Genomic DNA, 20,360 nt, shown 5'->3' with positions numbered 1-20,360 from the left:
TGCAAGCTGCAAGCTGCAAGTGGAAAGCTTCAAGCTTTTAGCCTCTAGCTTGCAGCTTATAACTTGCCGCTTGCCGCTGGCGCGCAGCGCTTCAAAACTCGTTCTGAAGCGCCTTGTAGCCGCGTACCAGATCAATGTTGGTGCGCGCCACATCTTCGGAAAATTCCGAAGCCGAAATGCTCACCGGCGGAAATTGCGAAAGGTCAGTGCCCGACCCGATCCGGGTGGTGGACGGCACATAGAAGTGCTCCGGCAAATCGCGACCGTCGACCACCGAATTGTGCCTGACCACGCTGCCCTTGCCGACCTGGCAATTGAACAGCACGCTATTGAAACCGATGAACACGCGATCTCCGACTATGCAAGGTCCGTGCACGATAGAGCGGTGGGCAATCGAGGTGAACTCGCCGATGGTGACTGCAGCACCTGATTTCGAATGGATCACCACGCCATCCTGGATGTTGGAATTGGCACCGATGACGATCGGTTCCATGTCCCCGGTGGCATCGACTTCGTCGGCGCGGATCACGGCGTAGGGGCCGACAAACACGTTGTCCTTGATGATCACCTTGCCGCAGATGATCGCGGTTTTATCGATGTAGGCGGACTCGGCAATGACCGGCAGATGGCCGGAAGGATTTTTACGGATCACGGAATGAAACCTCAGGACAGGTAGTTGGAAGTCTGGGCGGCTGCATCGTGCGGATGCAGGCTTTCAAAGTGACGGACACTGACGCTAGAAGCTGCATAGCGGCCTTCGAGTGCTTGCTGGACCTTGCGTGCGGCGTCTTCGACGTACATCAGGTTCTGGCCGTTGAGCCGCGCAAAGGCCTGTTCGTCGGCACGCTTGACGGCGGTTTGCACCGGGGTGCCCAGCGCCTGCTCTACCAGGTCGATCAGCGTCATCAAGCCCAGTTCGGCCGCCTGCTCTGCCACCCGTACCTGCACCGTCGCAACGCTGCGCTGGCTGTGCGGCGTGGCGAACGATGCGTTCTCGCGCAGCCAGGTCGCGACCTGCATCGGATCGACAAACGACTGCCTGCCGAAGCGCGCCGCAAATGCCTCTTCCAGCAATTGGCGAGACAGTGCGGCCGAGCACGGGCAGGTGGACGAGTAGGTGATATCCACCGAACTGTCGAGGCACAGCCGACCGGCATGCCAGGTGGCATCGAGCTTCACGGGGTAGGATTTCCAGCCGCTGAGCCCTTCGGTAATCAACGCCGGTCGACGGCACAGCAGATTGAAGCTCAGCGTCAACCGGGCGTGACTGGAGTGGCAGTCGAGGTGACTCTCGACCATGGCTTCCAGCAAGGCAGCCAGCGTATCGGGGCTGACGATCTGGCGCTCGGCATAGCCGTCGAGCAGCCGATAGAGTCGCGACATATGGATGCCCTTGACGCTCGGGTCGGCCAGATCGACCTGCAGATCGACGTGCGCGTGAACAGGATGACGAATGCTCGCTTCGGCCAGTCTGATCGGCACTTCCACACCTTGCATGCCGACCCAGTCGAGTGACACCAGCGCCGGGGAAATTTCCGTCAGGACAACATCCGGGAGAGGTTTGTTCATGTGCGTCGTTCGTCTCGTTGGCGAACTTCACCACGCGGGCGAAGCCTGAAGTTGGCGGTTCACAGCCGTACAGTGCACGGCCATAAATTCGTTACACTATAACATTAAGCTCGCCAGCTTCATCAACCAAAGGTTACTTACTCCACACAGCGCTCCCGCACTACCACCAGCGGCTCAGGTCTTTGCCAGCTCCTCGATCAGAAAATCGCGAAAGGCCGCGACTGCCGCCGGCAGGTTGCGCCCGGCCATGCTTTGCAACTCGATACGCCGTGCCTTCATGCCATCGTCACTGATCGGCAGCGATTTGAGCTGTTTTTCATGGGCGCGTTTGTCCAGCGTCATCTCGCTGGACAAGCTGATTCCGCCCTCCTCCCGAACAAACCGCAACAAGGCGCCGATGTAATTGCTGGTCAGCACCGGATCGAACAGCAGACCCTGCACACCGCAACAGATATCAAACAACTGGCGCAAGGTCGTGTCGGTATTGGTCAGGGCGATGGCATAAGGTTGCAATTCGGCCAGCGTGACCTCCTTGCGTGCGGCCAGCGGATGGTTATGACTGACCACTGCGCAGATCGCGCCGCTGTGGATGTGCTCGACCTTGATTTCGTTCTGCGGCGTCAGGCTGAAGGTCAGGCACAGGTCTGCATCACCCGAGCGCACCCGTTCGGTGGCCTGCGCCGGGGCACAGACCTCCATCGAGAAATGGATGCCCTGATACTGTCGCCGAAAGCGCGCAATGCACTGCGGCAGAAAATCCAGGGCAAAGCCCTCCGAGCAGGCGATGCGCACATGCCCACGCTGCAGGCCTTGCAGCTCGGTGATTTCCAGCACCACCTGCTCGGCCTCAAGCTGTGATTTGCGCGCATAGGCCGCCAGGCGGACGCCCGCCTCGCTGAGCATCATGCCGCGCGCCTGACGCTCGAAAAGCACCGCATCCAGTTCCCGCTCCAGTTTGCTGATCTGTCGACTGACCGCCGAAGACGCGACATTGAGGCGGATCGAGGCTTCGCTGATCGATCCGCACCGCGCCACTTCGAGGAAGTAGCGCAAGGCCGTGGACTGTACGCCGTAGAGTTGCATCAATGCTCCTGCGTTGCCTTTTCAGCAATGAAAGGTTCGAAATATTGTGCTTGTGGCATTGATACGCTTTGCCTAGAGTCGTGTCGAGGCGCAACTCATCAAAACAACCCAATCAAAAGAACACTGCGGCCTTGTTGCTTCCTCCTTCTCGCATTTGCGACCCACTGCCCTTTGATACATCCACTTTGCCTTTTGGAGACGACGGCATGGGAATCAAGGGTTTCGCTCGCAGCATCGCGCTATTGAGCCTGTTCAGCAGTTTCTCCGTCCTGGCCGGCAAGGCTGACGACACACTGGTCTACGCCTCCGACAGCGAACCGGAAAACATCAGCCCCTATCACAACGACTTGCGCGAAGGCGTGATCCTCGGTCGCCTGATCTGGGACAACCTGGTCTATCGCAACCCGGACAATGGCGAGTACCAACCGATGCTCGCCACCAGCTGGAAACAGGTCGACGACACCACCATCGATTTCCAGCTGCGCCAAGGCGTGAAGTTTCACAACGGCGACCCGTTCACTGCAGATGACGTGGTGTTCACCCTCAATTATGTGGTGTCTCCCGAGTCCAAGGTGGTCACCGTCCAAAACGTCGACTGGATCAAGAGCGCCGAAAAACTGGGCGATTACAGTGTTCGTCTGCACCTGAAAAAGCCCTTCCCGCCTGCGCTGGAATACCTCTCCAACGCCGTACCGATGTTTCCGAAAAAATATTTCGAAGAAGTCGGGCTGGCAGGCTTCAGCCGTAAACCGATCGGCACCGGGCCTTACAAGGTGACGGCCATCGCCACCGGCGAAGGCGTGAAAATGGACAAGAACCCGGACTACTTCAAGGACAGCCCGCAAGGTCAGCCAAAGATCGGGCACATCAACTTTCGGGTGATCGCCGATGCCGAAACGCGTCTGGCCGAGCTGATGACCGGTGGCGTCGACTGGACCTGGCGGGTGGCGCCGGATCAGGCGGAAAACCTCAAGGCCATGCCCAATCTGGTGGTCACCAGCGGTGCGACCATGCGCATCGGCTTTCTGATTCTCGACGCGCGCGGCACCTCCAGCGCCGATTCGCCGATGAAGCACCTGAAAGTACGTCAGGCGATCAACTACGCGATCAATCGGGACGGGCTGGCTTCGCAACTGGTCGGCGGCGAAAGCAAGCCGTTGCAAGTCGCCTGCTACCCTGGCCAGTTCGGTTGTGACACCACCGCCGCCACGGTCTACAACTACGACCCGGCAAAGGCCAAGGCGCTGCTCGCCGAAGCCGGCTACCCGAACGGCTTTGAAACCGAAATCTTCGCTTACCGCGACCGCGACTACGTTGAAGCCATCATCGGCAACCTGCGCGCCGTGGGCATCAACGCCAAGCTGCGCTACCTGAAATACGCCGCCCTGCGTGATCAGCAGCGCGGCGGCAAGGTACCGATGTCGTTCCAGGCGTGGGGATCGTTCTCGATCCTCGACACCTCGGCGTCGGCCGGTACCTGGTTCAAGGGCAACCCCGACGACAACATCAAGGACCCGCAAGTCCAGGGCTGGCTGCAGACCGCCGACAACGCGCTGGACCCGCAGGTGCGCAAGGATAACTACCGCAAGGCGTTGCAGCGCATCAGCGAGCAGGCCTACTGGGCGCCGCTGTTCAACTACTCGATGAACTACGCCTACGTCTCGGACCTGAACTTCAAGCCTTACCCGGACGAGCTGCCGCGCTTCGTACTGTCGAGCTGGAAATAAGCACTTGCCCAGGCCAGTCGGCCAGCCTGGCTGTAAGGCGCATGCCGCGCCTTGCAGCAGGGTCAGCCACCCCGTCATTCCCTGAACACAAGGTCACTTGCCATGTTCGGATTTCTCTTGCGCCGCCTGGGTATTGCCCTGTGCGTAGCGATTACCGTGTCGGTGATCAGCTTTTCCCTGCTGCACCTGTCCGGCGATCTGGCCACTGCCATCGGCGGGCCGGAAGCCAGCAGCGAGCAGATCGAACAGATCCGCGTGCAGTACGGCCTCAACAAGCCGTTGGTTACGCAGTATTTCGAATGGCTGGCCGACGTGGTGCGTCTTGATCTGGGCGACTCGTTCTTCTTTCAGGAGTCGGTCTACAACCTGATCGCCTCACGGCTGTCGATCACCCTCGGGCTGGGTGCGATGGCCCTGAGTATTGCGCTGCTGATCGCCATTCCGCTGGGCGTGCTGGCCGCGGTGAAACGTGACACGTGGATTGATCGCCTGGCACTGAGCATCGCAGTACTGGGTCAGGCCATGCCGAGTTTCTGGTTCGCACTGATGCTGATCGTGGTGTTTTCGGTCACCCTGAAATGGCTGCCGGTATCCGGCAATTCGACCTGGGCGCACTTCGTGATGCCGGCCATCGCCCTCGGTTATTACGCCACGCCGGCGATCATGCGCCTGACCCGTGCGGGCATGCTCGACGTGCTCAACTCCGATTACATCCGCACCGCACGAGCCAAGGGCCTGCGCCCTGCCACCGTGCTGTTCAAGCATGCGCTGCGCAACGCGCTGATTCCGGTGGTGGCCCTCGCCGCCGTGGAATTCGGTTTCATGCTCGGCGGTTCGGTGGTCATCGAGACGGTTTTCTCGCTGCAGGGCATTGGCCAGCTGGCCTGGGACGCGATTGCCCGTGACGACTTCCCGGTGGTGCAGGCGGTCGTGCTGTTGATCGCGGTGATCTACATCGTCCTCACCCTGCTGGCCGACGTGCTCAACGCACTGCTCGACCCGCGCATCCGCGTGAAATAGGAGGCCCCATGAGCACAACCACCTCATCGCCGCTGCTGATCAACGATTACCAGCCTCCGGCGCGCAGCGTCTGGCGCACGTTACGCAGCAGCTTTGCGCATCGCGGCTTCGCCATCGGCGCGGTACTGCTGCTGGTCATCCTGCTCGGCGCGCTGTTCGCGCCCTGGCTGGCACCCTACGACCCTTATGCGCAGGACGTGATGCTGCGCATGAAACCGCCGGTGTGGATGGCCAACGGCACCTGGGACTACGTGCTGGGCACCGACAAACTGGGCCGCGATTACCTGTCACGCCTGCTCTACGGCGCACGCATCTCGCTGTTCATCGGCTTCTCGGCCGCGCTGATCTCCGGAATCATCGGCACCATCATGGGCCTGCTGGCCGGCTACTTCGGCGGCAAGACCGATGCGCTGATCAGCTATCTGATCACCACCCGCCTGGCGATGCCGGTGGTGATGATCGCGCTGGCCTCCGCATCGCTGATCGGTGGCTCGCTGAAAGTGGTGATCGTGCTGCTTGGCTGCCTGCTCTGGGACCGCTTTGCCGTGGTGGTCCGCGCCGCCGTGCAGCAGATTCGCGACGCTGAATACGTCGCCTCGGCCCAGGCCCTGGGTTGCTCGACGCTGCGCATTCTGGCCAGCGAGATCCTGCCCAATCTGGTCGGTGCGCTGATCGTCGTCGCTACGCTGGAAATGGCTCACGCGATCCTCCTCGAGTCGGCGCTTTCGTTTCTCGGGGTCGGCGTGCAGCCGCCCATTCCTTCATGGGGGCTGATGATCGCCGAGGGCAAACCGTACATGTTCTTTTCCCCTTGGGTCATCGCCATTCCCGGCGTCGCCCTGATGGTGCTGGTGCTGGGCATCAACCTGGTCGGTGACGGCCTGCGCGACCTGATCCTGCCCGACGGGCGCAACTGACAGAGGAGAGACGCACATGGCGCTGTTACATGTTGAAAACCTGCGTGTCGAGATTCCTCTCGGGCAAGACACGCTTCACGCAGTGCGCGGCCTGGACTTTCAGGTCGAGCGCGGCGAAATGCTGTGCATCGTCGGCGAGTCCGGCTGCGGCAAATCCCTGACGTCGCTGGCGCTCATGGACCTGCTGCCGCGCAAGGCCCGGCGTACCGCAACGACACTGAGCCTGGACGGCATCGACATGCTGACCCAGAGCGAGCGGCAGATGTGCGACCTGCGCGGCAACCGTCTGGCGATGATCTTTCAGGAGCCCATGACCTCGCTGAACCCGGCCTACAGCATTGGCGATCAGCTCAGCGAAGTGCTCACCCGACACCGCAAGGTGTCGCGCAAGGAGGCACTGCAGCGCGCCGCGCAGATGCTCGATAAAGTCGGAATCAGCAACGCGGGCGAGCGCTTGCGCCAGTATCCGCACCAATTGTCCGGCGGCCTGCGCCAGCGGGTGATCATCGCCATGGCCCTGATGTGCGAACCGGACGTGATCATCGCCGACGAACCGACCACCGCGCTGGACGTGACCATTCAGGCGCAGATCCTGCGCCTGATCCGCGACATTCAGAAGGAGCTGGGTCTGGCCGTGATCTTCATCACCCACGACCTGGGTCTGGTGGCACGTATCGCCGACCGGGTTGCGGTGATGTACGCCGGACAGATCGTCGAGACCGCCCCGGCCATCGAGTTGTTCGAGAACCCGCAACATCCCTATACCCGCGGTTTGCTGGCGAGCATTCCGATCCCCGGACGCACTCAGCCGGGCCAGCCGCTGGGGTCGATTCCAGGGCTGGTGCCCAGTCTGGTGGGCGAGCAACACGGCTGCGCATTTCGCAATCGCTGCCCGCAAGCGATCCCGGCCTGTGCCGACGACGTCCCGCCGATCAATAGCCACAACCACATGACTCGCTGCCTGTTTGCCGCAGCGGGCGCCGAACCTGTGTTTCACCGTGAGGGCGCACCGTCATGAATACCGCCGTGAAACAGGTTCCGACTGCCAGCGTCAAGAAAGACATTGCGCTGGAGCTGTGCGATATACGCCGCGAATTCAGCATCAGTCGTGGTTTTTTCAAACCCGATGCCACGCTCAAAGCCGTCGATGGTGTGTCGTTGCGCCTGATGCGCGGCGAAACACTCGGGCTGGTCGGCGAATCGGGTTGCGGTAAAAGTACCCTGGCGAAGATGCTGCTGGGGCTGCTTGCGCCCAGCAGCGGCGACGTACTGGTCAACGGCAAGCACCTCGCCGGCACCGACCGCAAGGAGATGGCGCGGCGCATTCAGCCGATCTTTCAGGACCCCTACTCGTCACTCAACCCGCGCAAGACCCTGCGCGAGATCGTCACGCTGCCGCTGATCGTGCATGGCATCGGCACCCCGGCAGAACGTCGCCAGCGCGCCGAAGCGATGATGGACGTGGTCGGCTTGCCCAAACGCGTGATCGACAGTTACCCGAGCCAGCTTTCCGGTGGCCAGCGCCAGCGTGTGGCGATTGCCCGGGCGCTGGTGATGCGTCCGGATGTGTTGATCTGCGACGAGCCGACTTCGGCGCTGGACGTTTCGGTGCAGGCGCAGATCCTCAATCTGTTGCAGGACCTCAAGCAGGAGTTCGGCCTGACTTACCTGCTGATCAGCCACAACCTGGCCGTCATCGAACATCTGGCCGACCGCGTGGCGGTCATGTACCTGGGGCGGATCGTTGAAGAGCGCAGCCGCGAATCCTTGTTCGCCCGGCCCGGCCATCCCTACACCCAGGCGTTACTGGACTCGGTGCTGACCCCGGACCCGCACCTGGGCATTCCCGACCTGGGTTTGCACGGGACCTTTCCCAATCCCATGTCGCCGCCGTCCGGCTGCGCCTTTCATCCGCGCTGCCCGGCGTGCATGCCGGTGTGCAAGGAAAAAGCCCCGGCCATTGGCCGCATGGAAGGCGGAACCGTTCGCTGCCACCTGCACGACACCTCGAAACCTCTGGAGCAGATACCCTCATGAGTAGCCGTTCGCACGCCATCGAAAACGTCACTGAACAGTTCGACAACGGCGCGTTTTTCGCCCTGCTCGGCAAAAGCGTTGCCTACCCGACCCAGAGCCAGGAGGCCGAGAGCCTGCCCGAGCTGTATCGTTATCTTCATGAGTTCATCACCCCGCATGTCGAGCGCCTGGGTTTCAGCGTTACCGTGCATGACAACCCGGTCGCCGGGCGTGGCCCGCTGATGATCGCCACGCGCATCGAAGCCGCTGAACTGCCGACGCTGCTCAGTTACGGCCACGGCGACGTGGTTCGCGGCTATGACGCACAGTGGCAGACCGGCCTGTCGCCATGGCAGGTGATCGAACGTGGCGAGCGCTGGTACGGGCGCGGCACCGCCGACAACAAGGGCCAGCACCTGATCAACCTGACGGCACTGGAGCAGACCCTCAAGGCTCGCGATGGCAAGCTGGGCTTCAACGTCAAACTGCTTCTGGAAATGGGCGAAGAAGATGGCTCTCCCGGCCTGAGCGCGTTCTGCCAGGCCCATTCTGAAGAGCTCGCCGCCGACATCTTTATCGCCTCCGATGGCCCGCGCCTCGCAGCGGCACGCCCTACCCTGTTTCTCGGCTCGCGCGGGGTGTTCAACTTCGAGCTGACGGTGAACCTGCGCGAAGGCGCGCACCATTCCGGCAATTGGGGCGGCCTGCTGGCTAACCCGGGCATCATTCTGGCCAATGCCATCGCCAGCATGGTCGATGAGCATGGCCGGGTGAAAGTTGCAGGGCTGATGCCCAAAGCCATCCCTGACGCAGTGAAGGCCGCGTTGGCGGATATCGAGGTCGGCGGCGGCCCCGGCGACCCGGACATCGACGCCGACTGGGGCAACCCGGCGCTGTCGCTCAGCGAAAAAGTCTTCGGCTGGAACACCCTCGACGTGCTCGCTTTCAAGACCGGCAACCCGGACGCCCCGGTACACGCCATTCCCGGCAAGGCTCACGCGTTGTGTCACATTCGCTTTGTGGTCGACAGCGATTACAACGCCTTCATCCCCGCGGTGCGCGCGCACCTGGATGCCCATGGCTTCGATCGCGTCGAGGTCAGGCAGACCCGCATGGACGTGATGCACGCCACGCGCCTGTCGCCGGACAGCCCGTGGGTCGGCTGGGCGCTGGATTCGCTGGCCGCCACCACGGGCAAGAAACCTGCGCTGCTGCCCAATCTGGGCGGTTCGCTGCCCAATGACGTGTTCGCTGAAGTGCTGGGCCTGCCGACGGTCTGGGTGCCACACTCATACCCGGCGTGCTCGCAGCATGCACCTGACGAGCACTTGCTGGCTCCGGTGGTCAAGGAGAGCCTGCAAATCATGGCCGGACTGTTCTGGGACCTGGGCACGGACGGCGCACGACTGACCCGGGAACAACGGGCACAGGAGCTGAGTGAATGAATGAAGCACAACTGCACGCCACTGCGTGGCTGGCTGAGCAATATGAGGCGATGGAAGCGCTGCTGCAGCGCCTGGTCGATACCGATTCCAACAGTTATGACAAGGTCGGCGTCGACGCAGTCGGTGAGCTGCTCTGCGCGCAATTGCAGGCTGACGGAATCAGCGTCCAGCGTATCCCGGTCGAGGGTTTCGGCGATGTGCTGCTAGCTGAACTGCCCGGTGGACCCGGCAAGCCGGTGCTGTTGCTTGGGCACCGCGACACGGTGTTTCCGAAAGGCACCACGTCCACCCGCGGCTATACCAGGGACGCCGAGCTGGCCTACGGCCCTGGCGTGGCCGACATGAAAGGCGGACTGGTGCTCAACTGCTTTGCGCTGAAGGCGTTGAAGCGCGCAGGCCCGCTGCCGTTCCCGGTGCAGATTCTGTATACCGGCGACGAGGAAATCGGCTCCGCCAGCGCTCGCAATCACATCGAACACTACGCCCGCCAGGCGCGCGCGGTGCTCAACCCCGAGCCGGGACGCGCCAGTGGCAATGTGGTCAGCGCGCGCAAAGGCGGTGCCACGCTGATCATCGAAGTCAGCGGCCGCGCGGCGCATTCAGGGGTCAATCATGCCGACGGCGCCAGCGCCATTCAGGCGCTGGCGCACAAGATAATCAAGTTGCATGCGTTGACTGATTACGCGGCGGGCATCACCACCAATGTCGGGCTGATCTCCGGCGGTACCTCCAGCAATACGGTAGCGCCCAGCGCCACGGCGAAGCTCGATGTGCGTTTTGTCGAGCTTCGCCAATGGGCGGAAATACTTGCAGCCGTGCAGGCTATCGTCGCCGAAGAGGAACTGTCCGGCACGTCGGCCAGACTGCTGGAAGCCACCACCTTCCTGCCGATGGAAGCCCGGCACAGTACCGAGTTGCTGAGTATTTATCAGGGCCTCGCGCAGGAGCTGGGTTTTAGCGTTGAGGGCGAATTCACCGGAGGCTGCGCCGACTCGGGCTTCACCGCCAGCCTGGGGATCCCGACCCTGTGCGGCCTTGGCCCGGTGGGCGGCAAGGTCCACACCGACCGCGAGTACCTGGAACTGAACACCCTGGTGCCCAGAGGCCAGGCACTGGTCGCGACGATTCTGGCGCTGGGGGATGTGTGACGCAGAGCGTCACGAACTGCATTCCCACGCGGAGCGTGCGGAACGATGAACATTCGGGCCAGTACCGTACCCATGCTCCGCACCCAGCGTTATACCTAAGTCCAGCGAGGAACACTCCATGCAAAACTCGTCCGAGCTGCTCGGTAAATCCGCCACCGAACTGCGTGCGCTGATCGGCAACAAACAGCTCTCTCCGGTGGAATTGCTGGAGGCCTGTATCGAGCGGATTGAAAGCCTGAACCCGAAGATCAATGCCTTCGCCGCGACCTGTTTCGAGCGCGCCCGCGACGAGGCACTGCTGGCCGAACAGGCCGTCACGCAAGGCAAGCCGCTGGGGCTGCTGCATGGCCTGCCAATCGGCATCAAGGACCTGGAAGAAACCGCCGGGGTCCTCACCACCTACGGCTCGCAACTGTTTCGCGACAACATTCCCGCGCAGGACAACCTGTTCGTCGCCCGCCTGCGTGCGGCCGGGGCAATCATGGTCGGCAAGACCAATGTTCCGGAACTGGGCGCAGGCGCCAATACCCGCAATGTGGTGTGGGGCGCGACCGGTAACCCGTTCAATCCCGAGCTGAATGCCGGCGGTTCCTCGGGCGGATCAGCCGCCGCACTGGCCGTGGACATGGTGCCGTTGTGCAGCGGCTCGGACACCGGCGGTTCGCTGCGCATTCCCGCGGCGCTGTGCGGTATCGTCGGCCTGCGTCCTTCGCCCGGGCTGGTGCCGAGTGAGCGCAAAAAGCTCGGCTGGACACCGATTTCAGTGGTAGGCCCGATGGGCCGCAATGTTGCCGATACCCTGCTGCAACTGCGCGCCAGCGCCGGGTTGGGGCAGTCCGACCCGTTGAGTTATGCCATCGCCGCCGACGAGTTCGCACCGCGCCCGATCGACCTCAGCCAGTTGCGCGTCGGCTACAGCGAAGACTTCGGCGCGTGTGCTGTGGATGACAGAATCCGTGCCGTGTTTCGGGAAAAGATCAGCGCCCTGAAATCGCTGTTCAAGTCCTGCGAAGCCATCGACCTGAACCTGACCAGCGCCCATCGCACCTTCGACGTCCTGCGTGCCGAAGCCTTCGTCGCCGGGCTGCAGGACGCTCACGACCGCGATCCTGATGCACTGGGGCCCAACACCCGCGCCAATTTCGACATGGGTGCCGCGATGTCGCTGCAGGACTGCGTCAAGGCGCATGGCGAGCAAAGCCGGATCTTTCGCGGCTTTCAGAAACAATTCGAACACTACGACCTGATCCTCGCGCCCACCACGCCAGTCTCGCCCTTCCCCTGGAGCGAGCTGTACCTGCGCGAAGTCAACGGCGTGCCGCTGGACAATTACTATCGCTGGCTGGCGCTGTGCTACACCATCACCCTGACCACCAACCCGGCGCTGTCCCTGCCCTGCGGCACCGACCACAACGGCATGCCGTTCGGGCTGCAGGTGATCGGCGGATTTCGTGGCGATGCGAAACTGCTGGCCTGCGCTGCAGCGATCGAGCAGGCAACACTGAATGATCCACGCCTGTCACGTCCGCGTCCCGACCTGCAGAAACTGCTGGCCTCGGCGGTCGACCTGACCCACATCGTCACGCATCCGCCGATTTATGGCGGGTCGAGAACGGGCAAGCCGGAGATCGGTGCGATGTGAAGACGTCGCTCAGACCACCGTCATACCATCCCGCCCCACCACTACATTGCCCGGCAACTGTTTGGAGTGCCTCATCAACCACGCATCCAGCGTATGGCCGACGTGCGTCAGCACCGCCCTGCCCGGTCGCAGCCACTCGATGGTTTGCAGCGCCAGGGTCAGGTCGTTGTGATTACGCGGCGGCTGAGGCTGTGGAGGCATCGAGCAGTCGAGCACCAGCAGATCCAGCGGTGCACGTTGTAGGTACTCGCGGGTGTCGTCGGGCAGGCCGACGGTGTCGGTCAGGTAGGCAAAACGTTGCCCGTCACCTTCGAACAGGTAGCCGAACGTAGGCTTTGAGTGCGTCAGTGGCAGCGCTGTGACCTGCAACGCGCCCAGTGCACGGCGTTCGAAGGCCGCGAATGGCTGGCTGAAATCCAGAATGCCAGGGTGCTTGTAGAGGTCGGCCAGGCCTTCCGGATCCGCCGGGCCGTGCACCGGAATCACCAGCCCCTGGCCCCAGCGCAGGTGCAACAGCCCCTGCGCATGGTCGGCGTGGTAATGCGTCTGCAGAATCCCGCTCAGGCTGCGCGGCGGGAAACGCTCGGTGAGGTCGGTCAGGCCACTGTCGATCAACCAGCGCTGGTCGGCGCACTCGATCAGCGCGCTGCACGGCAAGCGGCGCAGATCATGATTGGTCCGCGCGGCAGCACACGCCACACACTGACAACCGTAGACCGGCACCTGCCGGGCGTCACCGGTGCCCAACAGGGTCAGGCGCATGCGTGACGCTTGTCGAGCAGGCCGAGCAGCGTGGCAACGGTGTGTTGCAGGTCAGCGGAATTATCCAGCGGGAAGACCTGCGGGTTGCTCGCCAGCAAATCTCCGGCAAAGCGCGAGTTGCGCGCAAGGCGCTCCTCGATTTCCGCGAGGCTTTCCCGGTTGCGTGCCAGCAGGCGCTTGCGCAACACCTCCTGATTGACCGTCAGCAACACCGCCAGCAGCGTGGGATAGCGCGCCTGCGCCTTTTGCAGATGCGCCCGGGAGCCGTTGATCAGGACGTCATGGCCTTCCAGCAGCCACTGATCGATCTCGACGGGAATGCCGTAGTGCAGACCATTGGCCTGCCAGCTCAGGGCGAACGCGCCTCGCTCGCGCATCTGCTCGAACTGCTCGACAGTCACCGCCTGCGCCGCCTCGCCCACCGCTTCGGCGGAACGGGTGATGACCCGCCGAACGATCCGGCAATCACGTTGCGCCAGGGTATCCCGGGCCGCGTCCAGCAGGCTGTCCTTGCCTGATCCGGACGGCCCGATGAGATAGATCAACCTGCCAACCATCAAAACACCCTCTTGCCTTGTCGCCAGACCTTGTCGATAACCGGCAGGCCGGCATGATCACGTGCCTGGATCAGATCTGCGCGCAGCCCGACACGTATTTCACCACGATCCGCCAACCCGGCAGCCACGGCCGGCGTGTGGCTGACCATGTTGATCGCCTGCGGCAGGTCACATGCGTTGTCCTGAGCGGCGAGCATGAATGCAGCCTGCAACAAGCTGGCCGGGTAGTAATCGCTGGACAGAATATCCAGCAGCCCGTCCGTGGCCAGCGATGCTGCCGCCACGTTACCGGAGTGCGAGCCGCCGCGCACGATGTTCGGTGCGCCCATCAACACGCTCATGCCCAGTTGCCGACAGCCACGGGCCGCTTCGAGTGTGGTCGGGAACTCGGCGATGTTCATGCCGAAACCCGCCGACTCCTCGACATGCGCCATGGTTGCATCGTCGTGGCTGGCAATCGACAGGCCGCGCGCCAGGCACAGTTCGACGATCGCACGCCGGTAACGGTCGGCGTACTCGTTGGAGTTGGCCACCTGTTCAACGATGAAACGGTCCATTTCCTCGTTGTTCATGTGGTACTTGCCCATGTAGTACTCGCGGTACTTGGACTCCAGGGCAAACTGACGCTGGCCGGGCGCGTGGTCCATCACCGAGACCAGTTGCACCAGTGGCTGGTCCACCAGATCGCGAAACACGCTCAAGGTATCCGGGTGGCTGACCTCGCAGCGCAGGTGCAGCAGGTGCTCGGCACGAGTCAGGCCTGCCGCGTTGGCGTCGGCAATCGCCTGCAGCATGGCGGGCAATTGTTGCATGCGCTTGCCTTTGGGGTTGATGTCGCCGATCGACAGCGCGTCGAACACCGTGGTGATGCCCGCTGCGACGATTTGCGCATCGTGGCTGATCACCGCGGACATCGACGGCCAATCAACGCCCGGACGCGGCGACAGGTGCTTTTCGAGGTTGTCGGTGTGCAATTCCACCAACCCCGGCAGCAGGTAATCGCCCTGCATGTCCTGAGCCTGACTCAACTGGCTGCATCCACTCTCGACCTCGGCAATCAGGCCGTCACGGACCACCACAGTGCCGGTGAATACCTGCTCGGCCGTCACCACGCGGGCGTTACTGAAAACCTGTTCGTTCAGCATTGCAGCAACTCCTTGGCGGTGAGGTCCACCGGGGTCATGTCGAGTTGACGATTGGCGACTGCCTCGCGGGCGTCGCGGTCATGGAAGATACCGATCAGGGCTGCACCGGCCCGTTTGGCCTCATCGACCAGCTCCAGCACCACCCGGCGGTTGGCGTCGTCCAGCGACGCAGTCGGTTCGTCGAGCAGCAGCACCGGCCATGGCACCATGAATGCGCGCGCGATGTTGATGCGCTGCTGTTCGCCACCGGAAAACGTACTGGGCGCCAGCGGCCACAAACGCTGCGGAATGTTCAGCCGCCCCAGCAGCAGTTGCGCACGCTCCTGCGCCTGCTCACGGGACCAGCCGCGCGCCAGGGCCGGTTCCATGACCACGTCCAGGCTGGACACACGCGGGATCACGCGCAGGAACTGGCTGACGTAGCCGAGCGTCTTGCGTCGCACCTCAAGCACCTGGCGCGGGGTTGCGCCGACCAGTTCGGTCCACTCGCCTTCATGCTGCACGCGAATGCTGCCGGCGGCAGGCAGGTAATTGCCGTACAGGGTGCGCAGCAGCGTGCTTTTGCCCGCGCCGGATTGCCCGCTGAGCACCAGGCATTCGCCGGCGCGCACCGAGAAATTCAGGCCGCGCAGTACATTGAGGACTACACCGTTGTGCTGATGCAGGGTGAAGGTTTTCGACAGGTCACGGACCTCGATCAACGTTGTCATCGGGCTCACCTCTTCTGTACAGGCTGTTCGGACAGTGCGGCTCATGGCTGCAATACCGAGGACACCAGCAGTTGCGAATACGGGTGCTGCGGGTCATCGAGAATCTGGTCGGTCAGGCCGCTTTCGACCACTTCCGAGCGACGCATGACCATCAGCCGGTCAGCCAGCAGCCGCGCGACCGCCAGATCATGGGTGACGATGACCACGGCCAGATCCAGTTCGCGCACCAGCCCGCGCAACAGATCGAGCAAGCGGGCCTGCACCGATACGTCGAGCCCGCCGGTGGGTTCGTCCATGAACACCAGTCTGGGGCTGGAGACCAGATTGCGGGCGATTTGCAGGCGCTGCTGCATGCCGCCGGAAAAAGTCCGCGGCAAGTCGTCGATGCGCTGCGGATCGATCTCCACCTGGGTCAGCCAGTCCAGCGCGGCACCGCGCAACTGCTGATAATTGCGTACCCCCTGCGCCATCAGACGCTCGCCGATATTGGCGCCGGCCGACACGCCCATGCGCAGACCATCGCGCGGATTCTGTTCGACAAAGCCCCACTCGGTGCGCAGCAACGTGCGCCGCTGCGCCTCACTGGCGCTGTACAGGTCGAACCAGTCGCCCTCCTTGCTGCGATAGTCGATGCTGCCGCGGTCCGGCGGGCAACGTCCGCTCAACAGCGAGAGCAGCGTGGATTTCCCCGAGCCGGACTCGCCAACGATGCCCAGCACTTCACCGGGATACAGATCGAAACTGACGTCCTGACAGCCCTTCTGCACACCGTACAGACGGGTCAGACCGCGTACCTTGAGCAGCGGCTGCACAGCCTCGGGAAGGCGCTCGCCCGCCGGGTCCAGTGAACGTGCACTGATCATCGGTCGTTCTCCTGCTGTTTGACGCGCTGGGCGCAGTAATCGGTGTCGGAACAGACAAAGCTCTGCGTCCCGGCATCGTCGAGAATCAGCTCGTCGAGAAAGGAATCATGGCTGCCGCAAATAGCACAGCACTGCTCCCAGCGTTGCACCTCGAACGGGTGATCTTCAAAGTCCAGACTCACCACCTGCGTATACGGCGGCACGGCGTACAGACGCTTTTCGCGCCCCGCACCGAACAGCATCAATGCCGGGCTCATGTGCAGCTTGGGGTTATCGAATTTGGGAATCGGCGACGGGTCCATCACATAGCGTTCATCGACCATCACCGGGTAGGCGTAACTGGTGGCGATATGGCCGAAAGTGGCGATGTCCTCGTAGAGTTTGACGTGCATGACGCCGTAATCATCCAGCGCGTGCATGGTCCGGGTCTCGGTTTCCGAGGGCTCGATGAAACGCAGCGGCTCGGGAATCGGCACCTGATAGACCATGATCTGATCGGCGTGCAGCGGTGTTTCCGGGATCCGGTGACGGGTCTGGATAACCGTCGCCTCGGGCGTGCGTTCGGTGGTGGCGATGCCGGCCGTGCGGGCAAAGAAACGCCTGATCGAGACCGCGTTGGTGGTGTCGTCAGCGCCCTGGTCGATGACCTTGAGCACATCATCGGCGCCCAGGATCGCCGCGGTCAGTTGCATCCCGCCGGTGCCCCAGCCATACGGCAGCGGCATTTCGCGGCCGCCGAACGGCACCTGATAACCGGGGATCGCCACCGCCTTGAGCAAGGCGCGGCGAATCATGCGTTTGGTCTGCTCGTCCAGATAAGCGAAGTTGTAGGCCTCGTCCCGTGCAGGCCTTTGCTGTGCGGTGTTCATCGGTGCATGAGTCATTGGTCGCTCCCCGGTTTCGGTGCAGACGTGCGCAGCTTGCGAATCAGCTCCAGTTCGGACTGAAAGTCCACGTAATGCGGCAGCTTGAGGTGCGAGACGAAACCCGCCGCTTCAACGTTGTCGCAGTGCGCCAGGACGAACTCTTCCTGCTGGGCTGGTGAGACGATCTCTTCATTGAATTCCTCGGCGCGCAGCGAACGGTCCACCAGTGCCATGCCCATCGCCTTGCGCTCCGCGTTGCCGAACGCCAGACCGTAACCGCGGGTAAACTGCGCGGGTTCGCTGGCCGAGCCGACGAACTGATTGACCATCTCGCATTCGGTGACTTCGATGTCGCCAATCACAATCGGGAAACCCAGTTCTTCAGGTTCGATCCAGACTTCCACTTCGCCGATACGGATTTCTCCGGCGAACGGGTGATTACGGCCATAACCGCGCTGGGTCGAATAACCCAGCGCCAGCAGGAACCCCTCATCGCCACGCGCCAGTGCCTGCAGGCGCTGGGCACGGCTGGACGGATACTCCAGGGGCTCGCGGGTGATGTCCGCTACGCGCTCGCCATCGTCGACTTCGGGCTTCATCAGCCCTTCTTTGGCCAGCAACCCGAGCACTCGCGGACAGGGCTCCAGCGTGGCGTGCGGGGTGACTTCCGGGCCCGGGTGCTCACCTTCGGCCAGCAAGGTGAAATCCAGCAAGCGGTGGGTGTAGTCGAAGGTCGGCCCCAGCAATTGACCGCCGGGGAGGTCCTTGAACGTGGCCGACAAGCGACGGTTGAGCTGCATGTCCGAGGTGTCGATGGGCAGGCTGGCGCAGAAGCGCGTCAACGTGGTGCGATAGGCGCGCAGCAGGAAGATCGCTTCGATCAGATCGCCCGCCGATTGCTTGATCGCCAGCGCAGCCAGCTGCGGGTCGTACAGCGACCCTTCGCTCATGACCCGTGCTACCGCCAGCGGCAGTTGCTGACGGATCTGCTCGACGTCGAGTTCAGCGATGCCGGTGTCGCCACGACGCCTGCTGGCCAGCAGGCGGTGAGCGTTATCGATGGCCTGTTCGCCACCCTTGACCGCGACGTACATCAGGCACACTCCTGCACGCGAGTGCTGCGTGGCAAGCCGAGCAGTCGATTGCCCGAGACAAAGAACACATCCAGCCCGCAAGGAAAAACATTACGCGCTTCACGTGCGGCCCAGAAACCTTGATCCAGCGGCAGCGCCACCGAATGGTGTCGCTCGATGCCCGGACCGCTCCAGGCAAGCATCCGCCCGCCTTGCAGGTCAGGTAGCTGGATCAGCAAGGTGCAGGACTGATCCGGGTAGCGGTCATTGCCGGTATCGAAATCGTGCAGTTGCAGGGCCGTCGCCGCATCGAGCAACGCGAAGCGCGCTGCGTGCCGCTCAGTGACAATCGGGCTGCCGCAATGAAAGGCAATGTTCGCGCGAATCGCCGGGGTATCGAATGCCGGTGCCAGCCACACTGGCGTGTCCAGATCCAGCAACGCCAGGCACAAGGCGTGGGTTGCACTGTCCAGGCCCTGCAAGGCCGGCGGCTGATGCGCGGTGGGCAAGGTCTGGATCACGCCCGGCCCGGACAACGCCTTGAGGGCGACACGAAAACTGCGCTGGGCATCCAGTACCGGATCGCTGAAGGCAGGTTGCAAAAGAACGGCGTTCATCAGTCTTCTCCTCGGACCAGGGTAAAGAATTCGACTTTGGTTGCCGCGGCCTCGGCGTCCTTGCGCGCCCGACGCTCGGCTTGCGCACGCGCCAGCGGCTCGATCAGTTCGCACAGCCACCAGGCCTGCTGCGCGCCTTGCAAATGCGCGTCGGCCAGCGCCGCCAGTTCAGCGTGGCGCTTGTCGCGTCCCGCCAGATAGCTGTAGCCGGTGCGCCCATCGGCCAGACGCACCACACAGCGCGTCACGCTCATTTCGCCGAGGTTGAAAGCGGAACCAGTGCCGCCCATACGGCCGCGCACCAGGGTCATGCCGATTTCCGGGGCGCGGATCATCTGGTAATCGGTGTCGCGTAGCGCCGCTTCGTGGCGGTTCAACTGCTCGCGGCTCGGCTGATCGGCATGAGCGCGGGCCAGTACGCCCATCCAGTGCTGACGCGCCGTTGTTTCGGGAGTTGCTTGCATGGAACACCTCGGTGTCAGGTCGTCTTGAAAGGAGTCGCCACTTGATACTGGAAACGATCGGCGCGGCTGACCGAGCGGGAAAGCTCCACCGGCAGCCCCGCCGCGTCGCAGGAAACCGTCAGTACGGTCAGCGCCGGCATGTGTCTGGGCATCAGCAACCACGCGGCCTCTTCACGGGACGGCAGGCGTGCGCCGATCAGGCTCTGCGCACGGCTCAACGGCAACTCGCGCTCAGCCAGGTACTGGCGCACCGAGCCGCCGCGGTAATCGGCCAGCAAATCGCTGTAACGGGCGCTGTAGCGGTGGAAGATCAGGCTGACCGCCTGGCCGTCCAGTTTGCGCAGTGTCTGCAGTTCGATCAGCGGCGCGTGCTCGTCCACTCCCAGATGCTGGGCATCTTCACGGCTGGCCTGACATTCCTGACGACGCAGCAGGATCGCTTCCACGCCCAGGCCCTGCGCCGACCAGGATTTGCTATAGGCGCTATCAGCCTGCATCGGATAAATCAGCGGACGCTCCAGCACTTGAGTGCCTTTGCCCTGACGTCGCAACACGCTGCCCTCACGCACCAGTTCATCGACCGCGCGGCGAATGGTGTGGCGGTTGACGCTGAAGCGCTCGGCCAGCTGAAATTCGGCGGGCAGGAAATCGCCGGGCTGATAGGTGGTCAGCTCTTCACGCAAGATGTTGGCGAGCTCGTGGTACATCGGGCTAACTTGTCTAGACAACTGCATGG

At 62.9% G+C, this 20,360-nt stretch carries 21 protein-coding genes; 8 read left to right on the top strand and 13 right to left on the bottom strand.

The window, feature by feature from the left end:
* Positions 1-91: 91 nt before the first annotated feature.
* The 3 genes from KUIN1_RS11900 to KUIN1_RS11890 form a co-directional block, all read right to left on the bottom strand.
* Positions 92-652 (bottom strand): gamma carbonic anhydrase family protein, encoded by a 561-nt coding sequence (locus KUIN1_RS11900; RefSeq protein WP_003408086.1) that lies wholly within the window; start codon positions 650-652, stop codon positions 92-94.
* Positions 653-663: 11 nt separating this feature from the next.
* Positions 664-1,569: a GTP cyclohydrolase FolE2 gene (gene folE2, locus KUIN1_RS11895; RefSeq protein WP_152091992.1), complete on the bottom strand. Its 906-nt coding sequence runs from the start codon at positions 1,567-1,569 to the stop codon at positions 664-666.
* A 174-nt stretch (positions 1,570-1,743) separates the two neighbouring features.
* A complete protein-coding gene (locus KUIN1_RS11890; RefSeq protein WP_003408081.1) occupies positions 1,744-2,652 on the bottom strand; it encodes a LysR substrate-binding domain-containing protein in 909 nt (302 codons plus the stop codon).
* A 206-nt stretch (positions 2,653-2,858) separates the two neighbouring features.
* Between KUIN1_RS11890 and KUIN1_RS11885 the strand changes: the two genes are divergently transcribed.
* The 8 genes from KUIN1_RS11885 (at position 2,859) to KUIN1_RS11850 (ending at position 12,567) form a co-directional block, all read left to right on the top strand.
* On the top strand, positions 2,859-4,379 hold the full coding sequence (locus tag KUIN1_RS11885) for an ABC transporter substrate-binding protein (protein ID WP_011267554.1): 1,521 nt from the start codon (positions 2,859-2,861) through the stop codon (positions 4,377-4,379).
* Between the two features lie 102 nt (positions 4,380-4,481).
* Positions 4,482-5,399, top strand: coding sequence for an ABC transporter permease (locus tag KUIN1_RS11880; RefSeq protein ID WP_003348343.1), 918 nt, complete (start codon positions 4,482-4,484; stop codon positions 5,397-5,399).
* 8 nt (positions 5,400-5,407) lie between these two features.
* Positions 5,408-6,316 carry an ABC transporter permease gene (locus KUIN1_RS11875; RefSeq protein WP_003408073.1) on the top strand — a complete coding sequence of 303 codons (909 nt, stop codon included), beginning with the start codon at positions 5,408-5,410 and terminating at the stop codon, positions 6,314-6,316.
* A gap of 16 nt (positions 6,317-6,332) precedes the next feature.
* Entirely contained in the window at positions 6,333-7,334 is a 1,002-nt protein-coding gene (locus KUIN1_RS11870) for an ABC transporter ATP-binding protein (RefSeq protein ID WP_024652364.1), read from the top strand.
* Positions 7,331-8,353, top strand: a complete 1,023-nt coding sequence (locus KUIN1_RS11865; RefSeq protein ID WP_054092302.1) for an ABC transporter ATP-binding protein — start codon at positions 7,331-7,333, stop codon at positions 8,351-8,353. Before KUIN1_RS11870 ends, KUIN1_RS11865 begins: the two co-directional genes overlap by 4 nt.
* Complete coding sequence (locus KUIN1_RS11860; protein WP_024638430.1) at positions 8,350-9,777, top strand: M20 family metallopeptidase; 1,428 nt, start codon at positions 8,350-8,352, stop codon at positions 9,775-9,777. Before KUIN1_RS11865 ends, KUIN1_RS11860 begins: the two co-directional genes overlap by 4 nt.
* Positions 9,774-10,925 (top strand): M20 family metallopeptidase, encoded by a 1,152-nt coding sequence (locus tag KUIN1_RS11855; protein WP_096134881.1) that lies wholly within the window; start codon positions 9,774-9,776, stop codon positions 10,923-10,925. Before KUIN1_RS11860 ends, KUIN1_RS11855 begins: the two co-directional genes overlap by 4 nt.
* Positions 10,926-11,043: 118 nt before the next feature.
* Positions 11,044-12,567 carry an amidase gene (locus KUIN1_RS11850; protein ID WP_032653818.1) on the top strand — a complete coding sequence of 508 codons (1,524 nt, stop codon included), beginning with the start codon at positions 11,044-11,046 and terminating at the stop codon, positions 12,565-12,567.
* 9 nt (positions 12,568-12,576) lie between these two features.
* On the opposite strand, the gene phnP is transcribed toward KUIN1_RS11850, so the two are convergent.
* The 10 genes from phnP to phnF are packed head-to-tail and all read right to left on the bottom strand — an operon-like array spanning position 12,577 to position 20,358.
* Positions 12,577-13,329, bottom strand: coding sequence for a phosphonate metabolism protein PhnP (gene phnP / locus KUIN1_RS11845; protein ID WP_024642918.1), 753 nt, complete (start codon positions 13,327-13,329; stop codon positions 12,577-12,579).
* Positions 13,320-13,886, bottom strand: coding sequence for a phosphonate metabolism protein/1,5-bisphosphokinase (PRPP-forming) PhnN (phnN, locus tag KUIN1_RS11840; RefSeq protein WP_003403600.1), 567 nt, complete (start codon positions 13,884-13,886; stop codon positions 13,320-13,322). Before phnN ends, phnP begins: the two co-directional genes overlap by 10 nt.
* The gene (locus KUIN1_RS11835) at positions 13,886-15,031 is read right to left on the bottom strand and encodes an alpha-D-ribose 1-methylphosphonate 5-triphosphate diphosphatase (RefSeq protein ID WP_003403601.1); all 1,146 of its coding nucleotides are present in this window, start codon (positions 15,029-15,031) and stop codon (positions 13,886-13,888) included. The genes phnN and KUIN1_RS11835 overlap by 1 nt, the downstream gene beginning before the upstream one ends.
* On the bottom strand, positions 15,025-15,741 hold the full coding sequence (phnL, locus tag KUIN1_RS11830; protein WP_024960089.1) for a phosphonate C-P lyase system protein PhnL: 717 nt from the start codon (positions 15,739-15,741) through the stop codon (positions 15,025-15,027). Before phnL ends, KUIN1_RS11835 begins: the two co-directional genes overlap by 7 nt.
* Before the next feature lie 41 nt (positions 15,742-15,782).
* Positions 15,783-16,604 carry a phosphonate C-P lyase system protein PhnK gene (gene phnK, locus KUIN1_RS11825; RefSeq protein ID WP_003403603.1) on the bottom strand — a complete coding sequence of 274 codons (822 nt, stop codon included), beginning with the start codon at positions 16,602-16,604 and terminating at the stop codon, positions 15,783-15,785.
* Positions 16,601-17,473: an alpha-D-ribose 1-methylphosphonate 5-phosphate C-P-lyase PhnJ gene (locus KUIN1_RS11820; protein WP_170855885.1), complete on the bottom strand. Its 873-nt coding sequence runs from the start codon at positions 17,471-17,473 to the stop codon at positions 16,601-16,603. The genes phnK and KUIN1_RS11820 overlap by 4 nt, the downstream gene beginning before the upstream one ends.
* Before the next feature lie 11 nt (positions 17,474-17,484).
* Positions 17,485-18,564, bottom strand: a complete 1,080-nt coding sequence (locus KUIN1_RS11815; protein WP_103378197.1) for a carbon-phosphorus lyase complex subunit PhnI — start codon at positions 18,562-18,564, stop codon at positions 17,485-17,487.
* Positions 18,564-19,160 (bottom strand): phosphonate C-P lyase system protein PhnH, encoded by a 597-nt coding sequence (phnH, locus tag KUIN1_RS11810; RefSeq protein ID WP_011267543.1) that lies wholly within the window; start codon positions 19,158-19,160, stop codon positions 18,564-18,566. Before phnH ends, KUIN1_RS11815 begins: the two co-directional genes overlap by 1 nt.
* Positions 19,160-19,624 carry a phosphonate C-P lyase system protein PhnG gene (gene phnG, locus KUIN1_RS11805; protein ID WP_011267542.1) on the bottom strand — a complete coding sequence of 155 codons (465 nt, stop codon included), beginning with the start codon at positions 19,622-19,624 and terminating at the stop codon, positions 19,160-19,162. Before phnG ends, phnH begins: the two co-directional genes overlap by 1 nt.
* Positions 19,625-19,638: 14 nt before the next feature.
* Positions 19,639-20,358 carry a phosphonate metabolism transcriptional regulator PhnF gene (gene phnF, locus KUIN1_RS11800; protein WP_011267541.1) on the bottom strand — a complete coding sequence of 240 codons (720 nt, stop codon included), beginning with the start codon at positions 20,356-20,358 and terminating at the stop codon, positions 19,639-19,641.
* Between the last annotated feature and the right edge of the window lie 2 nt (positions 20,359-20,360).

It is taken from the genome of Pseudomonas sp. KUIN-1, assembly GCF_009176725.1.
Classification (GTDB): Bacteria; Pseudomonadota; Gammaproteobacteria; order Pseudomonadales; family Pseudomonadaceae; genus Aquipseudomonas; species Aquipseudomonas fragariae.
Note: the sequence above shows the minus strand (reverse complement) of the source record. Positions and strands in the feature narration are given on the sequence as shown.

Excerpts from the sequence above, each read along its gene's own strand:
- folE2 (WP_152091992.1), bottom strand. The coding sequence starts at position 1,569 with ATGAACAAACCTCTCCCGGATGTTGTCCTGACGGAAATTTCCCCGGCG.
- KUIN1_RS11890 (WP_003408081.1), bottom strand. The coding sequence starts at position 2,652 with ATGCAACTCTACGGCGTACAGTCCACGGCCTTGCGCTACTTCCTCGAA.
- KUIN1_RS11885 (WP_011267554.1), top strand. The coding sequence starts at position 2,859 with ATGGGAATCAAGGGTTTCGCTCGCAGCATCGCGCTATTGAGCCTGTTC.
- KUIN1_RS11880 (WP_003348343.1), top strand. The coding sequence starts at position 4,482 with ATGTTCGGATTTCTCTTGCGCCGCCTGGGTATTGCCCTGTGCGTAGCG.
- KUIN1_RS11875 (WP_003408073.1), top strand. The coding sequence starts at position 5,408 with ATGAGCACAACCACCTCATCGCCGCTGCTGATCAACGATTACCAGCCT.
- KUIN1_RS11870 (WP_024652364.1), top strand. The coding sequence starts at position 6,333 with ATGGCGCTGTTACATGTTGAAAACCTGCGTGTCGAGATTCCTCTCGGG.
- KUIN1_RS11865 (WP_054092302.1), top strand. The coding sequence starts at position 7,331 with ATGAATACCGCCGTGAAACAGGTTCCGACTGCCAGCGTCAAGAAAGAC.
- KUIN1_RS11860 (WP_024638430.1), top strand. The coding sequence starts at position 8,350 with ATGAGTAGCCGTTCGCACGCCATCGAAAACGTCACTGAACAGTTCGAC.
- KUIN1_RS11855 (WP_096134881.1), top strand. The coding sequence starts at position 9,774 with ATGAATGAAGCACAACTGCACGCCACTGCGTGGCTGGCTGAGCAATAT.
- KUIN1_RS11850 (WP_032653818.1), top strand. The coding sequence starts at position 11,044 with ATGCAAAACTCGTCCGAGCTGCTCGGTAAATCCGCCACCGAACTGCGT.
- phnP (WP_024642918.1), bottom strand. The coding sequence starts at position 13,329 with ATGCGCCTGACCCTGTTGGGCACCGGTGACGCCCGGCAGGTGCCGGTC.
- phnN (WP_003403600.1), bottom strand. The coding sequence starts at position 13,886 with ATGGTTGGCAGGTTGATCTATCTCATCGGGCCGTCCGGATCAGGCAAG.
- KUIN1_RS11835 (WP_003403601.1), bottom strand. The coding sequence starts at position 15,031 with ATGCTGAACGAACAGGTTTTCAGTAACGCCCGCGTGGTGACGGCCGAG.
- phnL (WP_024960089.1), bottom strand. The coding sequence starts at position 15,741 with ATGACAACGTTGATCGAGGTCCGTGACCTGTCGAAAACCTTCACCCTG.
- phnK (WP_003403603.1), bottom strand. The coding sequence starts at position 16,604 with ATGATCAGTGCACGTTCACTGGACCCGGCGGGCGAGCGCCTTCCCGAG.
- KUIN1_RS11820 (WP_170855885.1), bottom strand. The coding sequence starts at position 17,473 with ATGAACACCGCACAGCAAAGGCCTGCACGGGACGAGGCCTACAACTTC.
- KUIN1_RS11815 (WP_103378197.1), bottom strand. The coding sequence starts at position 18,564 with ATGTACGTCGCGGTCAAGGGTGGCGAACAGGCCATCGATAACGCTCAC.
- phnH (WP_011267543.1), bottom strand. The coding sequence starts at position 19,160 with ATGAACGCCGTTCTTTTGCAACCTGCCTTCAGCGATCCGGTACTGGAT.
- phnG (WP_011267542.1), bottom strand. The coding sequence starts at position 19,624 with ATGCAAGCAACTCCCGAAACAACGGCGCGTCAGCACTGGATGGGCGTA.
- phnF (WP_011267541.1), bottom strand. The coding sequence starts at position 20,358 with ATGCAGTTGTCTAGACAAGTTAGCCCGATGTACCACGAGCTCGCCAAC.